This is a genomic window from Arcobacter sp. AHV-9/2010 (assembly GCF_004116575.1).
Lineage (GTDB): Bacteria > Campylobacterota > Campylobacteria > Campylobacterales > Arcobacteraceae > Aliarcobacter > Aliarcobacter skirrowii.
In genome coordinates this window covers 167,380-184,781 of sequence record NZ_PDKH01000001.1, presented here as the reverse complement: position 1 = coordinate 184,781, position 17,402 = coordinate 167,380, and the positions used below count along the sequence as shown (strand labels likewise).

Genomic DNA, 17,402 nt, shown 5'->3' with positions numbered 1-17,402 from the left:
GAATGAATGTTAGACATAAGTCCTATACTAATGCTTAGCACAGCTATCATCTTTCTTTTAGTTGTTGCTAGACTTAATAGTTGTCTATTCAAACCACTATTAAATCACATGGATGAGAGATCAGCTCAAATTAAAAGTGATTTAGAAGAAGCAAAATCAAACAGTAGTGATGTTGATGAGCTTTTAGTGGAAGCCAATGAGATTATCTCAAAAGCTAAAAGAGAAGCAGCAGCTATTAGAGAGCAAGCTTACAAAGAAGCTAAAGATAGTGCTGATGTTAAACTTGCAAGTGAAAAATTAAATTTAGATACAAAAGTAGCTGAATTTAAAAATAGCTTACAAAGTGAAGCAGAGAATTTAAAAACCTCTTTATTGTCATCAATGCCTCAATTTAACAATAGCTTGAAAAACAAGCTAAACTCGATTTAGGAAGTGATAATGATAAAAGGATTATTATTAGCTATGGCTATGGTTCCAGTTGCATTATTTGCAAGTGAAGGTGCGGAAACGAACTATGATATAGTTCAAAGAACCGTTAACTTTGTTATATTCGCAGCGATTTTATGGTATTTACTTGCTCATAGAATTAAAGCATTTTTCTCAAATAGAACTTTGAGTATCCAAGCTGAACTTGATAAAGTTCAAGATACTAAAAGAGCTTCAGAAGAGAAAAAACAAGAAGCAATTAAAAAATCAGAAGATGCAAAAAGAATTGCAGCTGAGATTGTTGAAGATGCAAAATCTGATGTAGAAGCTATAAAACAAAAAGTTTTAGTTGCTGTTGAAACAGAGATTGCAAATTTAAATAAAAATTTTGATGAAATGATGAAAGTTGAACTTTCAAGAGTAAAAAAAGATGTTGTAGCTTCAATTCTTGAAGAGCTATTAAATTCAGATACTATTAATTTATCACAAGATGAGTTAGTAAACATTGTTCTTAAAAAGGTAGCATAATGAAGGATTTAATAGCAAAAAGATATGTAAAAGCATTGCTTGAAGCAAGAGATCTTGGTGAAATTACGAGTTTTAGTGAAAAACTAGATGGTGTTGCAAAAGCTTTTTTAAATGATAAGTTTAAATCTATAATAGCATCTTCAACTGTAAATGAAACAGCTAAAGTAGAGTTTATTTTATCGATGGTTGAAAAACCTGAAAGATCTTTGGAAAACTTTATCAAACTTCTTGGTGAAAAAAGAAGATTAGATATTATTCCATTTGTTGCAGCAGAATTAAAAAATCAAATTGCAAAACTAAATAATAGTTTTATTGGAGTTATTTATACAAATAAAGAGCTTCCAGCTAAAAGTGTTAGTTCAATTGAAGAACAATTTAGTAAGAAATTTGATGTGAAACTTTCATTATCTCAAAATGTTTGTGATTATGATGGAATTAAAGTTGATATAGATGGACTAGGTGTTGAAATATCTTTCTCTAAAGATAGATTAAAAACTCAGTTAATCGATCATATTTTAAAAGCAGTTTAGAACTTATAAAGGAGAAATTTGAATGGGTGCAAAAATTCAAGCAGATGAAATCAGTTCAATTATTAAAGAGAGAATTGATAACTTTGAATTAAATGTAGATGTAAACGAAACTGGTAAGATTATTTCTTATGCAGATGGTATTGCTCAAGTTTACGGTCTTAAGAATGTTATGGCTGGTGAAATGGTTGAGTTTGAAAACGGTGAAAAAGGTATGGCTGCAAACTTAGAAGAGTCTTCAGTTGGTATCGTTGTTCTTGGAAAAGGTTTAGGTCTTAGAGAAGGTACTTCTTGTAAAAGACTAGGTGAGCTTCTTGAAGTTCCAGTTGGTGAAGCACTAGTTGGAAGAGTTGTAAATGCACTTGGTGAACCAATTGATGGTAAAGGTGCTATTAACGCAACTGAAAAAAGATATGTTGAAGAGAAAGCTCCTGGTATTATGTCAAGAAAATCTGTTCACGAGCCATTACAAACTGGTATTAAAGCAATTGATGCATTAGTTCCAATTGGTAGAGGACAAAGAGAGTTAATTATTGGAGATAGACAAACTGGTAAAACTACAGTTGCTATTGATACAATTTTAAATCAAAAAGGTGAAAATGTTGTTTGTATTTATGTTGCAATTGGACAAAAATCATCTTCAGTTGCTTCTGTTGTTAGAACATTAGAAGATGCTGGAGCTATGGATTATACAATTGTTGTAAATGCATCGGCTGCTGATTCTGCAACACTACAATTCTTAGCACCATATACAGGTGTTACAATGGGTGAATTCTTTAGAGATAATGGAAAACACGCACTAATTATTTATGATGATTTATCAAAACATGCAGTTGCATATAGAGAGATGTCATTAATTTTAAGAAGACCTCCAGGAAGAGAAGCATACCCAGGAGATGTATTCTATCTACACTCAAGATTACTTGAAAGAGCTGCAAAAATGAGTGATGAAAAAGGTGCTGGTTCTATGACTGCGTTACCAATTATCGAAACTCAAGCTGGAGACGTTGCTGCTTATATTCCAACAAACGTAATTTCAATTACTGATGGACAAATATTCTTAGAAACAAACCTATTTAACTCAGGTATTAGACCTGCAATTAATGTTGGTTTATCAGTTTCAAGAGTTGGAGGAGCTGCTCAAATTAAAGCTACAAAACAAGTTGCTGGAACATTAAAACTTTCACTTGCTCAATATAGAGAACTTGAGGCGTTTGCACAATTTGCATCAGATCTTGATGAAGCTACAAGAAGAGAGTTAGAGCTTGGTCAAAGAATGGTTGAAGTTTTAAAACAAGGTGTTAATAAACCACTTGTTATTGAAAAACAAATAGTGATTATTTATGCTGGTACTAAAGGGTACTTAAATGATGTTGCAGTTAAAGATGTTGTAAGATTTGAAAACGAGTTACATCTGTTTATTGAGCAAAAATATTCAGATATTTTAAGTGCAATTAAATCAAGTCAAAAACTTGATGAAAACACAGAGTCAAAATTAAAAGCTGCATTAGAAGAGTTTAAAACTGTATTTAATGCAAATTAAGGATTAGTCTATGGCTAACTTAAAAGAGATAAAATTAAAAATTGGAAGTGTTAAAAATACAGAAAAAACTACAAAAGCTATGAAGCTTGTATCTTCTGCAAAACTGACTCGTACTAGACAGTTATCTGAACAGTCAAGAAGTTATGCAGCTAAGATAAATGAAGTTTTATCTGATATTGCAGCACGAGTTAGCAAAGTTCAAGAAGATGGAAATCTAGGAAGAGCATTTGTTCAAAATGCAACTCCAAAAACAGTTGATATAGTTTTTGTAACAGCTGATAAGGGACTTTGTGGTGGTTTTAATATGCATACTATTAAAACTGTAAGTAAAATGATTAGTGATTATGAATCTTTAGGTGCAAATGTAAGATTAAGAGCTGCTGGGAAAAAAGGAGTTGAGTTCTTCTCATTCCAAGGTAAGAATATAGATCAAAAATCTATTGAATTATCATCGGCTCCAACTTATGAAAAAGCTTCTGATTTCATAAAAGCTGCAGTAGAAGATTTTAAAAATGAAGTTACTGATAAAGTAATCATTGTTTACAATGGATTTTTAAATATGCTTACTCAAGAGATTAGAGTAAGAGAACTTTTACCAATTAGTTTAGAAAAAGTTGAAATAACTGAAACTACATCTATGCTGAATATTGAGCCAGATGATGATGACGAAGTTTTAAGAGAATTAACTGATAAATATATTGATTTCAATATGTATTATGCACTAATTGACTCTTTAGCTGCAGAACACAGTGCTAGAATGCAGGCAATGGAAGCTGCTAGTAAAAATGCAAAAGAGAAAGTTAATAGTTTAACAGTTGAGTATAACAAAGCAAGACAAGCTGCAATTACAACAGAGCTGATAGAGATTATCAGTGGTGTTGAAGCATTAAAATAATTTAAGAAGGAGATGCCCTATATGAAAGGTAAGATTATTCAGGTAATGGGTCCGGTTGTTGACGTTGAGTTCGACGGATATTTACCAGAGATTAATGAAGCTATTGATGTTACTTTAGACGATAAAACTAAAGATAGACTAGTATTAGAAGTTGCTGCACATATTGGTGATAGTAGAGTAAGAACTATTGCTATGGATATGACAGATGGACTTGTAAGAGGTCAAGAGTGTACTGCTACTGGAGGTCCTATTAAAGTTCCAGTTGGTGAAGCTGTTTTAGGAAGAATTTTCAACGTTATTGGTGATCCAGTTGATGAAGGTGCTGCAATTCCTGAAGATGTTGAAAGATGGTCAATTCATAGATCTGCACCAGCTTTTGATGAGCAATCAACAAAAACAGAGATGTTTGAAACAGGTATTAAAGTAGTTGACCTTTTAGCGCCATATTCAAAAGGTGGAAAAGTAGGACTATTTGGTGGAGCTGGAGTTGGTAAAACAGTTATTATTATGGAATTAATCCATAACGTTGCGTTTAAACACTCTGGATACTCTGTATTTGCTGGAGTTGGAGAGAGAACAAGAGAAGGAAATGACCTTTACCATGAGATGAAAGACTCAAATGTTCTTGATAAAGTTGCACTGTGCTATGGTCAAATGAGTGAACCACCAGGTGCTAGAAATAGAATTGCACTTACAGGTCTTACAATGGCTGAGTACTTTAGAGATGAAAAAGGTCTTGATGTTCTTATGTTTATTGATAATATCTTTAGATTTGCACAATCAGGTTCTGAGATGTCAGCACTTTTAGGAAGAATTCCTTCAGCTGTTGGATACCAACCAACACTTGCAAGTGAGATGGGAAAACTACAAGAGAGAATTACATCTACTTCTAAAGGTTCTATTACTTCTGTTCAAGCTGTTTATGTTCCAGCGGATGACTTAACTGACCCAGCTCCTGCTTCAGTTTTTGCTCACCTTGATGCAACAACAGTTTTAAATAGAAAAATTGCAGAAAAAGGTATCTACCCAGCGGTTGATCCACTAGATTCTACTTCAAGAATCTTAAGTGCAGATATCATTGGTCAAGAGCACTATAATACTGCTAGAGGTGTTCAATCTGTACTTCAAAAGTATAAAGATTTACAAGATATTATTGCAATTCTTGGTATGGATGAGTTATCAGAATCTGATAAACTTGTTGTAGCACGTGCAAGAAAAATCGAGAGATTCTTATCTCAACCATTCTTCGTTGCTGAAGTATTTACAGGAAGTCCTGGAAAATATGTTGAGCTTAAAGATACAATTGAAGGTTTCCAAGGAATTTTAGATGGTAAATATGACCATGTTCCTGAAATGGCATTCTATATGGTTGGTGGAATTGATGAGGTTTTAGCAAAAGCTGAAAAAATGAAATAAACCATAAGGGTCTAATATGGATACAATTAAATTATCAATAGTTACTCCAAGTGGTAGTATCTTTAGTGGTGATGTTAAGAGCGTAACTCTTCCTGGAAAAGAGGGAGAGTTTGGAGTTCTTCCAATGCACTCATCACTAGTATCTACTTTAACTGTGGGTGTGATTATTATTGAAAAAATTGATTCTACTGAAGCTGTCGCTATTAACTGGGGACATGTAAAAGTAGATGAGAATAGTGTTGATGTTCTAGTAGATGGTGCTATTGCATTAACAAGTGGAAAAGATTCTGAGATTGCAAAAAACATTGAAGCTGCTAAAGAGTTAATTAACTCTGTTAAAGACTCTAGTGTTTCAGTTGCTGCAGTTGAGGCAAAAATTAACTCTTTTGCACTTTAAAAAAATATGATTTCTACATTACTAAATTATTTGACAAATAGTAGTGCTATTACTTTGATAGTATTAGCACTGCTGTCAATATACTTAATTGTTGTTTTTTGGATATTTTTATATAGAAATAGTACTCTAAATAGAATTATTGAAAATGAAAAAAGAGTTTTAGAGGGACTTACTTCTGGACAAAATAGATTTACATCACTATCACTATTAAATCAGTGTTCAGGTGGAAATAATATAAAAGAGATTTTAAATGCATGTGAAATAAACGCTATAAAAGATGCAAGTGTTGGCTTATCGTGGCTTTCAATTATCTCTTCAACTTCTCCATTTATTGGACTTTTTGGAACTGTTGTTGGTATTTTAGAGTCATTTGCTAAATTTGCAAATGAGTCAAAAGTTGCATTTTCTATTATTGCACCAGCTATTAGTGAAGCGTTAGTTGCTACTGCTGCTGGAATATTTGTAGCAATATTTGCTTACACATTTCATCAAATGATATCTAGAAAAGTTTATGAATTAAATGTATATTTAAAAGCGCAATCTGAAATTATAATAGCAAAAGGATAATATTTGTTTGATTATAACCAAAAACCAGACTTAAATATTACACCTTTAGTTGATATTATGTTGGTTTTACTAGCAATTCTTATGGTAACGGCTCCTGTAATGGAGTTTGAAGAACCAATAAATCTTCCACAAGGAAGTAAATCAAAACAGATTCAAGATATTTCTAATATTACTATTACAATAACAAAAGATAGAAAAATTGTATTAAATAAAAAAAACTACGATATTAAAACTTTTGCTGATGATTTCTTATTATTTTCAAAAAACAAAGATCAAAAAAGTATAGTATCTATAAGGGCTGATAAAAATTTAAAGTATGATGATGTTATTTTTGTTTTAAAATCTGTGAAAGAGGCTGGTTTTACTAAAGTCTCTTTGGTAACTGATGGATAAAATGAGAAGTAGTTCAACTTTTTTTCTTAGTGGTTTTATTGCATTTTCTCTCTATTTTATAACTATAATATTTGTCTCATTTTATGTAACTTCTTCAGATACAAAAGTTTATAGTTTTAAAGATACATCTATACAGATTGATTTACAAATGTTTGAAACCAAATCTTCAAAAATAGAAGCTTTTAAAATTGTAAAACAAGAGATTAAAAAAGAGCCAGAAGTTATAAAACAACAAGAAGCTTCTGTTTCAAATAAAAAATTTGATGCAAAATCACTATTTGCAAATTTTAGTGAAACTGCTAAAAAAACAGAAGATGAAAACATCAATAATATTAAAAAATCTATTGATCCAAAAAGATTCAAAGGAGCTGAGTTTATAAAAGAGAAAAGAGAGCCAATATCTTTAGATAGAGTTTTTGAAAATAATAAAACATCAACAAGTTTAAGTAGCTCATCAAGTGGTAATAATCAAGAAGATGATAAGTATATGAAAGAGATAAATAATCTTTTATCAAAGTGGACTCCTATAAGTGAATCTAAAGAGCTTAAAGCAACTGTAATTATATTTATAGATTCAAATGGAGTTTTTAATTATAATTTTTTAAGATTTTCAAATAATGATATTTTTGATAACTCTTTAAAAAATTTTTTAGATATTCAAAAAACAATTAACTATCCGATACCAAAAAAGGGTAATATTCGAATCGAAGTTGAATTTAAACAAAAGGATAAAAATGATTAAAATAATTTTTACAATATTTTTAATGGTAAATACACTATGGGCAGTTGATGCAAAACTTCAAATAGTAAAACAAATTGCATCTAAACCAAAAATTTCACTCTCTATTGATACTTCTAGTCAAGAGAGATTAATTTTAAGTAAAATAAAAAAAGGTGTAGTGGATGATTTAAATATAAGTGGAAACTTTGAAGTTAGCGCATTTGAAACTTCTATCTCTTATTCAAGTAATCCAAATTATATTGAACTAAAGAATAATGGTATTGATCTATTTTTAAATTTAAGTTCTAAAAAAGAGCAAAATGGAAATTATGTTTTAATGACAAAGTTGTATGATGTTAATAAAAATACTTTAGTTTTAGAAAAGAACTATACAACAGATTTAGAAGATAGATATATATTTTTAGCACATAAAACTTCAATAGCAATAAATGATTATATAAAAGCGCCTAGTATAAATTGGATGGAAAAATTTGTAGTTTTTTCTGTTTATGATGGTGCTAATAAAACAAATATTATGATAGGAGATTATGCTTTAACTTACAAAACAAGAGTTGTAAGTGGAGGTTTAAATCTATTTCCAAAGTGGGCAAATGCAAAACAAGATACAATATTTTATACAACATATAATTATAAAAAACCAACATTGGTAAAATTAAATATATATAAAGGAACAAAAGAGTTTATAATGGACTCAGATGGTATGATAGTCTGTTCTGATGTAAATAAAAATGAAGATAAAATTTTAATAACAGCTGCTCCTGAAGGACAAGCTGATATATTTTTATATGATTTAAAAACAAAACAAAAAACTAAAGTTACAACTCATGCAGGAATAGATGTTGGTGGTCAATTTTTAGATAGTGATAAAAAAATCGCATTTGTATCTGATAGATTAGGTAATCCAAATATTTTTGTTCAAAAAATAGGAGAGAGTGCTGTTGAGAGATTTGTTTTTCATAGTAACAATAACTCTTCAGTTGCAACATATGAAGATAAAGTAGTTTTTTCTAGTAGAGATTCACAAAATCAGTTCCAAAAAAAGAGTTTTAATCTATATCTATCATCAACTAAATCAAATGATTTAAAAAGATTAACTGCAACTGGAGTAAATCAGTTTCCAAAATTTTCAAAAGATGGAGAGAGCCTTTTATTTTTAAGGACAATTGATAATTCAAGTTACCTTGGAATACTAAGATTGAATCTTGATAAAACATATTTATTCCCTTTAAAAGGTAATAGAATTCAGTCAATTGATTGGTAGAAATCAAGTTAAATTAAGCTTTTTTATGTAAAATGTTAAGTCAAATTTATTTTAAGGAACAAATTATGAAAAAACTGGGACTTTATTCGTTATTAGCTATTGGATTACTATTTACTGCTGGATGTAGCCAAAAAGAGGTAGATGCAAATAATACTGCAAAAGCTTCTGAAGAATCTGCACAAACAAATTCAACTTCAGCAGATGGTGTAAAAGAGGGAACTATTTTAGAGAAATCTGAAAAAGGTAACTATTATAATATTGCTGGAGAAAGAGTATTTATAGAGAATGTATATTTTGATTATGATAAATTCACTTTAACAAATGAAAATAGAGAAAAAGCTGTGAACAATGCAAAAAAACTTTCTAAAGTAGAATCAGGAACGACAGTTGTTGTTTATGGAAATGCTGATGAAAGAGGAAGTGATGAGTATAACTATGCTTTAGCTTTAAAAAGAGCGAATGCAGTTAAAAATGTTTTAGTAAATAATGGTGTAAAAGCTAATATTACTATTAAATCATTAGGTGAAAGTAATCCAGTTTGTACAGAACAAACTGAATCTTGTTGGTCAAAAAACAGAAGAGTTGAGCAAGAGTTAGAAAAATAAGACCTATATGAAAATAAAATTTCTATTACTTACTGTAATAGCTTCAATAACCGTAGCCCAAGAGGTTTCGGTTTATGAAGCAACTAAAAATAGCACTTACGGACTTACAAACACAGAAAAACATATTTTAAAAAATCAATCAAATATAAGTGAACTAACTTCAAAAGTCGAAGAATTAAATACTAGCTTAGAGACTCTATCTAATAAATTAGATGGATTGAACTCTGTTTACGAGGGTGACTCTAAAAAGTTAAATACTACATCTTTATCTTTAACTCAAAATCAAAGTGATATAGAGAGCTTAAAAGAGAGTATAAAGAATTTAACAGAACTTTTAAATAAGATAAATTCTGAATATGTATCATCAAATGAATTTAAAAATAATATGAAGCAATTTGTTACAAGAGAAGAGTATGAGGCTTTAAAAAAGGCTTTAGGACTAAATGATAATAAAAAAACAGTTCAAAATATAAGTGATAATTCAATAATTGAACCAAAAACTGCAACAGAAAAAGCAAAATTGATGGAAGATGCAAAGAAAGATTTTGGTGAAAAAATGTATACTTACGCTATCCCTAAATTTGAAAAGTTAGTTGAATTAAATTATAAACCAGCTGAAAGTAATTTTTATTTAGGAGAGATGTGGTTTAAGAGAAAAAAGTATGAAGATGCTATCTCATATTTTAAAAAGTCTGCAATATTGTATGATAAGGCAAGTTATATGCCAGTGTTACTTTTACACTGCGCAATCTCTTTTGAGAACTTAAATGATAAGGTTAATGCAAAAAGTTTTTATAATACTTTAATTGATTTTTATCCAAATAGTCAAGAAGCAAAAGAGGCGAAAATAAATTTAAACAAATTATAAAAGGATATTTAAAATGGCAAATAAAGTTATAGGTATAGAGTACACTCTAAAAGATGCAAAAACTGGTGAACAATTAGATACAAATGTTGGGCAAGCTCCTTTAGAGTTTGTTTCTGGAAAAGGTCAAATTATTCCTGGTTTAGAAGATAAATTGGTAAAAATGTCTGCTAATGAAGAAGCAGATGTTTTAGTTGAGCCAAAAGATGGATATGGTGAGTATAACTCTGAAGCAGTTCAAACTCTACCAAGAGAGCAATTTGCTGGAATTGAATTAGTTGAAGGTATGAGTCTTTATGGTCAAGGTGAGCATGGAGAGACTATTCAAGTAGTTGTTAAATCTTTTGATGATGCAAATGTTACAATTGATTATAATCATCCAATGGCTGGAAGAACTTTAATGTTCAGTGTAGCAATTTTAAGTTTAAGAGACGCAACTGATGAAGAGATTCAGTCAGGTGTTGTTGGTGGATTTGCTGCTATGGGTGGCGGATGTTGTGGTGGTGGAAGCTGCGGTACAGATGAGCACGATCATGGACATTCACACGGTGGTGGATGTGGAACTGGTGGCGGACACGGTGGATGTGGTTGTCACTAATCACAAAGATTAGATAAACTATATTTTTTTGCCCAAGTGTTGAGATACATTTGGGCAAAACTATTTTTTAGAACTTATTTAGTTTTAAAAAATAGTTTTGAAATTTAAATTTTTTAAAGAGGATTAGAATGAAAAAGGTAGCTTTTATTTTTCCAGGTCAAGGAAGTCAAACAATTGGAATGGGAAGAGATTTTTTTGAAAATAGTGATATTGCAAAAGATATGGTAAAAAAAGCAAGTGAGAGATTAAATGTAGATTTTGAAAAACTTCTATTTGAAGAGAATGATAATTTAGGAAAAACTGAGTTTACTCAACCTGCTATTTTATTAGTTAGTTCAATTGCTCTTGCAGTTTTTAAAGAGAAATGTAAGATTGAACCAGAGTTTGTTTTAGGTCACTCTCTTGGTGAGTTTTCAGCTTTAGTTGCTGCTGGTGCAATTGATTATTTAGATGCAATTGAGCTTGTAAATAAAAGAGGTACTTTTATGACTGAAGCTTGTAGTGGTGGCGGTGCTGGAATGATGGCACTATTAGGCTTAGATGATGAAACTGTTGAGACTATTTGTAAAGAGCAAAGAGAAGCTGGAAAAAAAGTTTGGCCAGCAAATTACAACATGGATGGGCAACTTGTACTTGCAGGTCTTAAAGCAGATTTAGAGTCTTTAGTAGATACTTTTAAAGCTGCTGGTGCAAAAAGAGCATTAGTTTTAGATATGAGCGTTGCAAGTCACTGTGAACTACTTCAAAGTGCTGTTGAAAATCTAAAACCATACTTATTTGAGTATTTAAATGATGAGTTTTTAGATGTTGTTTCAAATGTAAGTGCTGAAGTTTATAATACAAAAGATGAGGCAATTGAACTATTAGCTTCTCAACTAATTAGTCCTGTAAAATATAAACAATCAATCAAAGCTCATGATAGTAAAGTTGATTTATATATTGAGTTTGGAAATGGTGCTGTTTTAAAAGGTTTAAATAAAAAAAGCTCTGAAAAACCAACATTAAATGTTTCTGATATGAAAACTTTAAATGAAACTATTGAGGCTTTAAATGACTAAATTAGCAATTATGGGAGCTATGCAAGAGGAGATTGATCCTCTTTTAGAGTTCTTTAAAGATTATAAAACTATTGAGTATGCAGATAATAAGTATTATGAGGTAAATTATAAAGGCTTAAATATTGTGATTGCACACTCTAAAATTGGAAAAGTATTTGCAAGTTTAACTGCAAGTACATTAATTCAAAAATTCTCTTGTGATACTCTACTTTTCTCAGGTGTTGCAGGAGCAATAAATCCAAAACTAAATATTGGTGATTTAATTGTTGCAACAAAACTTTGTCAACATGATTTAGATATAACAGCATTTGGGCATCCTTATGGTTTTGTTCCAGGTGGAAAAGTTTTTGTGGAGAGTTCAAAAGAGCTTTTAGATATTGCAAAAAAAGTAGCAGTTAATGAGAACTTGAAAGTTATTGAGGGAGTTATTGCAACAGGTGATCAATTTGTTCATTCAAATGAGAGAAAAGAGTTTATTGAAAATAGTTTCAAAGCTGATGCTTTAGAGATGGAAGGTGCAAGTGTTGCAGTTGTTTGTGATGCTTTAAATGTTCCATTTTTTATTCTTAGAGCAATTAGCGATAGTGCTAATGGTGAAGCAAATTTTGATTTTGATGAGTTTTTAAATAGTAGTGCAAAAATATCAAGTAACTATTTAGTAAAAATTGTTGATGAATTAATTAAAAAGTAGTTTAATACTATTTTGTGTAGGATTATTCTATAATCCCTTAAATTTTTTGAAGGATTTAGAATGGATAACTTACACAGAGTAGAGAAAGATTTCTTAGGTGAAAAAGAGATCGAAAATGATAAATATTATGGTATTCAAACTTTAAGAGCAAGAGAAAATTTCAATATTACTACAATTGGAATTAACCTTTTCCCAAATTTTATTATCTCACTTGCAAAGGTTAAAAAAGCTTGTGCTTTAACAAACTTTGAGCTTGGAGATTTAACACAAATCCAAAAAGATGCTATTGTTCAAGCTTGTGATAGAATTATTGCTGGTGAATTTCACGATCAGTTTATAGTTGATCCTATTCAAGGAGGAGCTGGAACTTCTACAAATATGAATGCAAATGAAGTTATTGCAAATATAGCTTTGGAAATTTTAGGGCATAAAAAAGGTTCATATGAAATTATTCATCCAAATAACCATGTAAATATGAGCCAATCTACAAATGATGCTTATCCAACTGCAATTAAACTTACACTTTATGAACTAATTTTTAAATTACAAGATAGTCTAAAAATTTTAAGAGACTCTTTTTATGAAAAAGCTATTGAATTTAAAGATATTTTAAAAATGGGAAGAACACAACTTCAAGATGCAGTTCCTATGACTTTGGGTCAAGAGTTTAAAACTTATGCAACAATGATTGATGATGACATTTTAAGACTTTCAAGAGCTCAAGAGCTTTTAAGAGAGGTAAATCTTGGAGCAACAGCAATTGGAACTGGAATAAATACAAAACCAGAGTATCAGGAGCTTGTTATCAAAAATCTAAGAGTGGTAACTGGAACTGATTATTATATGGCAAGAGATATGATTGAGGCAACTCAAGATACAAGTACTTTTGTACATATCTCTGGAAGATTTAAATCAATTGCTATAAAAGTATCAAAAATTTGTAACGATTTAAGACTTCTAAGTAGTGGTCCAAGAGCTGGATTAAATGAGATAAATCTTCCACCAATGCAACCTGGAAGCTCAATAATGCCTGGAAAAGTAAATCCTGTAATGCCTGAAGTTGTAAATCAAGTTGCTTTTGATGTAATAGGTGCTGATGTTACAATTTCAATGGCAAGTGAGCATGGACAACTTCAGTTAAATGTGTTTGAGCCAATAATTGCATATAAACTTTTTATCTCTATAAATATGATGAGAAGAGCATTTGAGAGTTTAGCTGAAAAATGTATCAAAGGAATTACAGCAAACGAAGAGGTTTGTATGAATAATGTTTTAAATTCAGCAACACTTGTAACTTCTTTAAATCCAATTTTAGGATATGAAAAAAGCTCTGCTGTTGCAAAAGAGGCTTTAAGAACTGGAAAAAGAGTTTATGATATTTTATTAGAACAAGAGCTATTCACAAAAGAGGAGCTAGAAGAACTTCTTCAACCAAAAAATATGGTTCATAACTATGACAAAATCTAAAATTACAGTTATAAACACGGGAGGTACTTTTAATAAAAGGTACAATCCCATAACTGGAGAGTTGGAAGTTCCAAAGGATAGTATAGCTTTGGATGAGATTATAAGTTACTGTTACAATATTGAGTTTGAAGTTTTAAATATTATCTCTAAAGATAGTTTAGAGATGAGTGATGATGATAGAGAACTTATAGTAAAAACTATAAAAGATTGTAAAAATGAAAATATCATTATAGTTCATGGAACAGATACAATAGATTTAACAGCATCTTTTTTAGATGAAAAGATAAAAGATAAAAAGATAGTTTTAACAGGCGCTATGCTTCCAATCTCTATAAACAAAATAGAGGCAACTCTGAATTTCTCACAAGCAATTGGATTTTTAAACTCAAATGTAAAAAATGGTATTTATATTTCAATGCATGGAAGTGTTAAAAACTATAAATTTTTAAAAAAAGATAGAAAAATTGGACAGTTTTTAAACTCTTAAAAAATTACTATAAAAATATATTTAAAAGAAAAATTACCTCTTTTTAGATAAAATCTAGCCTTAAAATTAAAAAATATAAAAAAAGGATACAACCTATGGCATTATATACATGTGGACATATTATTCCAGATTCAGACTCTGTTTGTTCAGCTATATCTTTAGCATATCTATTAAATAAAATTGGACGAGCAGCAACTCCTGCACGACAAGGAGAGTTAAATCCAGAGACAAAATTTATTTTAGATAAGTTTGGATTTGAAGCGCCAGTTTTAAAAACTTCATTTGCAGGTGATGAGCTTTTTATTACAGATTATTCAGATATTGCTCAAGCTCCAGAAGATTTGGATAAAACAACTATTGTTGGAATTGTAGATCATCATAAACTTGGAGATATTACAACTTCAGCTCCACTAGAGTGTTGGATTAGACCAGTTGGTTGTACAAATACTATTGTAAAAGAGATGTATGATTATCATAAAGTTGAAATTCCAGCAAATATTGCAGCTATTATGATGTGTGCAATTTTAAGTGATACAGTAATTTTTAAATCTCCAACTTGTACTGCTCTTGATATTCAAGTTGTTAAAGAGTTGGCAAAAATTGCTGGAATTGAAGATTTTGGAGCACTTGGTATGGAGATGTTTAAAGTTAAATCGCAAGTTGAAGGAACACCAGTTAGAGATTTAGTAAAAAGAGATTATAAAAACTTTGATATGCACGGAAAGAAAGTTGGTGTTGGGCAACTTGAAGTTGTAGATGGATCTGTATTTGATAAAATCAAAGATGATTTAATGGCAGATATAAAAAAAGTAAAAGATGAAGAAAATCTTCATACAGTTGCACTTTTATTAACTGATATTATGAAAGAGGGGAGTGAAGTATTAGTTGTTTCAAATGATACTTCAATTTTTGAAAAAGCATTTAACTGCAAACTTGAAGATGGAAAAGTTTGGTTAGATGGATGTTTAAGTAGAAAAAAACAGATTATTCCTTTCTTAGAACCAGCATTTGCTTAAAATATAAAGCCTAAAGGCTTTATATTTAATACTACCTTTAGGAGAAAAAATGAAAAAATATTTAGCAGATTTTTTAAGAGATTTTGGAATAGAGCCAACATTTTTGGTAATGAGCATATCTATTTTAATAATTATCTCTATAACAGCACTGATTATTCATATATTACTACATAAGATTATTTTAAAAGCTATTATAAAATTTAATCAAAGAAAACAAAATTTAATAACATCTACTCTTTTAGAAGAGAATTTATACCAAAGATTATCACTTCTGTTTCAAGGTTTAGTTGTAAATTGGCAAACAAAAATTTGGGTTGAAAGTGGGTATATTTATGAAACTTTAATGACTTTATCATTGGTTTGGATATCTATATTTACTCTATTGGTTGTATATTCAATTATTGATAAAATATTTAGCTCACTTCACTTAGCAACTCAAACACCATTTTTTGCTATGAGAACGGTTATTCAAGGTATAAAATTAATTTTTGGAATTATATGTGTTATTTATATCGTTGCTATTTTAGCAGATAAATCTCCTGTTGCCATTTTAAGTGGTCTTGGAGCGATGTCGGCTGTTTTAATGTTGGTATTTAAAGATACAATTTTAGGATTTAGTGCAGGATTACAACTATCAACTAATAAGATGGTTCAGCTTGGAGATTGGATAGAGATGCCAAAATATGGTGCTGATGGAGATGTTATAGATATTGGTTTAAATGTTGTAAAGGTGCGAAACTTTGATAAAACAATTACTACAATTCCAACCTATGCCCTCGTATCTGACTCTTTTAAAAACTGGCGAGGAATGAGAGAATCAGGTGGAAGAAGAATAAAAAGAGCAATTAAGATAGATCTTCATAGTATTAAATTTTTGAATGAAGATGATATAAAAAGACTTGAAAAAGCAAATCTATTAGCTCCATATTTAAAAGAGAAAGTAAATGAGATAAAAAGTTATAACGAATCAAATAAATTTGATTTAAGTGTATCTATAAATGGAAGAAGACTTACAAATATTGGAACTTTAAGAGCATATATTCTTACATATTTAAAAAATCATCCAAAGATAAATAAAGATATGACAATAATGGTGCGACAACTAGCTCCAAATGAGTATGGAATACCTTTAGAAATTTACTGTTTTACATCTACAACAGTTTGGGTTGATTATGAAAATATTCAATCAGATATTTTTGATCATATCTATTCTGTTTTAGGTGAATTTGATATAAAACCATATCAATATGGATAAAAATAATTTTAACTATAAACAAAGATAAAATATTGTATCCTCTTAAATTCAAATTTATCAAAAAGGAATTATTATGAAACACGAATTAATGAAATTACCATATGCAAGTTTAGCGCCACTAATGTCTGATGAGACTTTAGAGTATCACCATGGAAAACACCACAATACTTATGTTACAAATTTAAATAACCTAATTGCAGGTACAAAATTTGAAGATATGAGTCTTGAAGATATTATTAAAAATTCTGAAGGTGGATTATTTAATAATGCTGCTCAAGTATTTAACCATGACTTCTTCTTTAATGGTTTAACTCCAACTCAAGGATCAATTCCAGCTTCTGTTGAAGCAGCTTTAACAAAAGCTTTTGGAAGCGTTGAGAAATTTAAAGAGGAGTTTACAGCTAAAGCTATAGCACAATTTGGTTCAGGTTGGGCTTGGTTAGTAAAAGATGCAAGTGGTGATTTAAAAATTGTTACAACATCAAATGCTGGATGCCCTATAACAGATGGTTTAAAACCAGTTTTAACATGTGATGTTTGGGAACACGCTTACTATATTGATACAAGAAATGCAAGACCAAAATTTTTAGAAAATTTCTGGAAACTTGTAAACTGGGATGTAGTTGCTAGTAAATTAGCATAATTTTAAAAGTATGGAACTCTCC

The 17,402-nt window shown here is 30.1% G+C and carries 21 protein-coding genes; all 21 read left to right on the top strand.

Annotated elements, in window-relative coordinates:
* Window positions 1-6 precede the first annotated feature (6 nt).
* Window positions 7-429 carry a F0F1 ATP synthase subunit B family protein gene (locus CRU94_RS01020; protein ID WP_129104978.1) on the top strand — a complete coding sequence of 141 codons (423 nt, stop codon included), beginning with the start codon at window positions 7-9 and terminating at the stop codon, window positions 427-429.
* Between the two features lie 9 nt (window positions 430-438).
* Complete coding sequence (locus CRU94_RS01015; protein ID WP_129104977.1) at window positions 439-954, top strand: F0F1 ATP synthase subunit B; 516 nt, start codon at window positions 439-441, stop codon at window positions 952-954.
* Window positions 954-1,484: a F0F1 ATP synthase subunit delta gene (locus tag CRU94_RS01010; RefSeq protein ID WP_129104976.1), complete on the top strand. Its 531-nt coding sequence runs from the start codon at window positions 954-956 to the stop codon at window positions 1,482-1,484. The genes CRU94_RS01015 and CRU94_RS01010 overlap by 1 nt, the downstream gene beginning before the upstream one ends.
* 22 nt (window positions 1,485-1,506) lie before the next feature.
* Window positions 1,507-3,024: a F0F1 ATP synthase subunit alpha gene (gene atpA / locus CRU94_RS01005; protein WP_129104975.1), complete on the top strand. Its 1,518-nt coding sequence runs from the start codon at window positions 1,507-1,509 to the stop codon at window positions 3,022-3,024.
* Window positions 3,025-3,034: 10 nt separating this feature from the next.
* Window positions 3,035-3,919, top strand: a complete 885-nt coding sequence (gene atpG, locus CRU94_RS01000; RefSeq protein ID WP_129104974.1) for an ATP synthase F1 subunit gamma — start codon at window positions 3,035-3,037, stop codon at window positions 3,917-3,919.
* Window positions 3,920-3,940: 21 nt separating this feature from the next.
* Window positions 3,941-5,335 carry a F0F1 ATP synthase subunit beta gene (gene atpD, locus CRU94_RS00995; RefSeq protein ID WP_129104973.1) on the top strand — a complete coding sequence of 465 codons (1,395 nt, stop codon included), beginning with the start codon at window positions 3,941-3,943 and terminating at the stop codon, window positions 5,333-5,335.
* Window positions 5,336-5,351: 16 nt separating this feature from the next.
* Complete coding sequence (atpC, locus tag CRU94_RS00990; protein ID WP_129104972.1) at window positions 5,352-5,732, top strand: ATP synthase F1 subunit epsilon; 381 nt, start codon at window positions 5,352-5,354, stop codon at window positions 5,730-5,732.
* A gap of 6 nt (window positions 5,733-5,738) precedes the next feature.
* Entirely contained in the window at window positions 5,739-6,299 is a 561-nt protein-coding gene (locus CRU94_RS00985) for a MotA/TolQ/ExbB proton channel family protein (RefSeq protein ID WP_129104971.1), read from the top strand.
* Between the two features lie 3 nt (window positions 6,300-6,302).
* A complete protein-coding gene (locus CRU94_RS00980; protein WP_066159844.1) occupies window positions 6,303-6,692 on the top strand; it encodes a biopolymer transporter ExbD in 390 nt (129 codons plus the stop codon).
* Window positions 6,685-7,434, top strand: a complete 750-nt coding sequence (locus tag CRU94_RS00975; RefSeq protein WP_129104970.1) for a TonB C-terminal domain-containing protein — start codon at window positions 6,685-6,687, stop codon at window positions 7,432-7,434. Before CRU94_RS00980 ends, CRU94_RS00975 begins: the two co-directional genes overlap by 8 nt.
* The gene (gene tolB, locus CRU94_RS00970; protein ID WP_129104969.1) at window positions 7,427-8,695 is read left to right on the top strand and encodes a Tol-Pal system protein TolB; all 1,269 of its coding nucleotides are present in this window, start codon (window positions 7,427-7,429) and stop codon (window positions 8,693-8,695) included. The genes CRU94_RS00975 and tolB overlap by 8 nt, the downstream gene beginning before the upstream one ends.
* A 65-nt stretch (window positions 8,696-8,760) precedes the next feature.
* Entirely contained in the window at window positions 8,761-9,300 is a 540-nt protein-coding gene (locus tag CRU94_RS00965; protein ID WP_129104968.1) for an OmpA family protein, read from the top strand.
* Between the two features lie 7 nt (window positions 9,301-9,307).
* Entirely contained in the window at window positions 9,308-10,168 is an 861-nt protein-coding gene (locus tag CRU94_RS00960) for a tetratricopeptide repeat protein (RefSeq protein WP_129104967.1), read from the top strand.
* A gap of 13 nt (window positions 10,169-10,181) precedes the next feature.
* Window positions 10,182-10,763 (top strand): FKBP-type peptidyl-prolyl cis-trans isomerase, encoded by a 582-nt coding sequence (locus CRU94_RS00955; protein ID WP_066159827.1) that lies wholly within the window; start codon window positions 10,182-10,184, stop codon window positions 10,761-10,763.
* A 128-nt stretch (window positions 10,764-10,891) separates the two neighbouring features.
* On the top strand, window positions 10,892-11,821 hold the full coding sequence (fabD, locus tag CRU94_RS00950) for an ACP S-malonyltransferase (RefSeq protein ID WP_129104966.1): 930 nt from the start codon (window positions 10,892-10,894) through the stop codon (window positions 11,819-11,821).
* On the top strand, window positions 11,814-12,512 hold the full coding sequence (locus CRU94_RS00945) for a 5'-methylthioadenosine/adenosylhomocysteine nucleosidase (RefSeq protein ID WP_129104965.1): 699 nt from the start codon (window positions 11,814-11,816) through the stop codon (window positions 12,510-12,512). The genes fabD and CRU94_RS00945 overlap by 8 nt, the downstream gene beginning before the upstream one ends.
* Before the next feature lie 60 nt (window positions 12,513-12,572).
* A complete protein-coding gene (gene aspA / locus CRU94_RS00940; RefSeq protein WP_129104964.1) occupies window positions 12,573-13,979 on the top strand; it encodes an aspartate ammonia-lyase in 1,407 nt (468 codons plus the stop codon).
* Window positions 13,966-14,466 carry an asparaginase domain-containing protein gene (locus CRU94_RS00935; protein ID WP_129104963.1) on the top strand — a complete coding sequence of 167 codons (501 nt, stop codon included), beginning with the start codon at window positions 13,966-13,968 and terminating at the stop codon, window positions 14,464-14,466. Before aspA ends, CRU94_RS00935 begins: the two co-directional genes overlap by 14 nt.
* A 95-nt stretch (window positions 14,467-14,561) precedes the next feature.
* Window positions 14,562-15,482 carry a manganese-dependent inorganic pyrophosphatase gene (locus CRU94_RS00930; RefSeq protein WP_129104962.1) on the top strand — a complete coding sequence of 307 codons (921 nt, stop codon included), beginning with the start codon at window positions 14,562-14,564 and terminating at the stop codon, window positions 15,480-15,482.
* Window positions 15,483-15,531: 49 nt separating this feature from the next.
* On the top strand, window positions 15,532-16,737 hold the full coding sequence (locus tag CRU94_RS00925) for a mechanosensitive ion channel family protein (RefSeq protein ID WP_129104961.1): 1,206 nt from the start codon (window positions 15,532-15,534) through the stop codon (window positions 16,735-16,737).
* Window positions 16,738-16,810: 73 nt separating this feature from the next.
* Complete coding sequence (locus CRU94_RS00920; RefSeq protein WP_129104960.1) at window positions 16,811-17,380, top strand: superoxide dismutase; 570 nt, start codon at window positions 16,811-16,813, stop codon at window positions 17,378-17,380.
* Window positions 17,381-17,402: the final 22 nt, after the last annotated feature.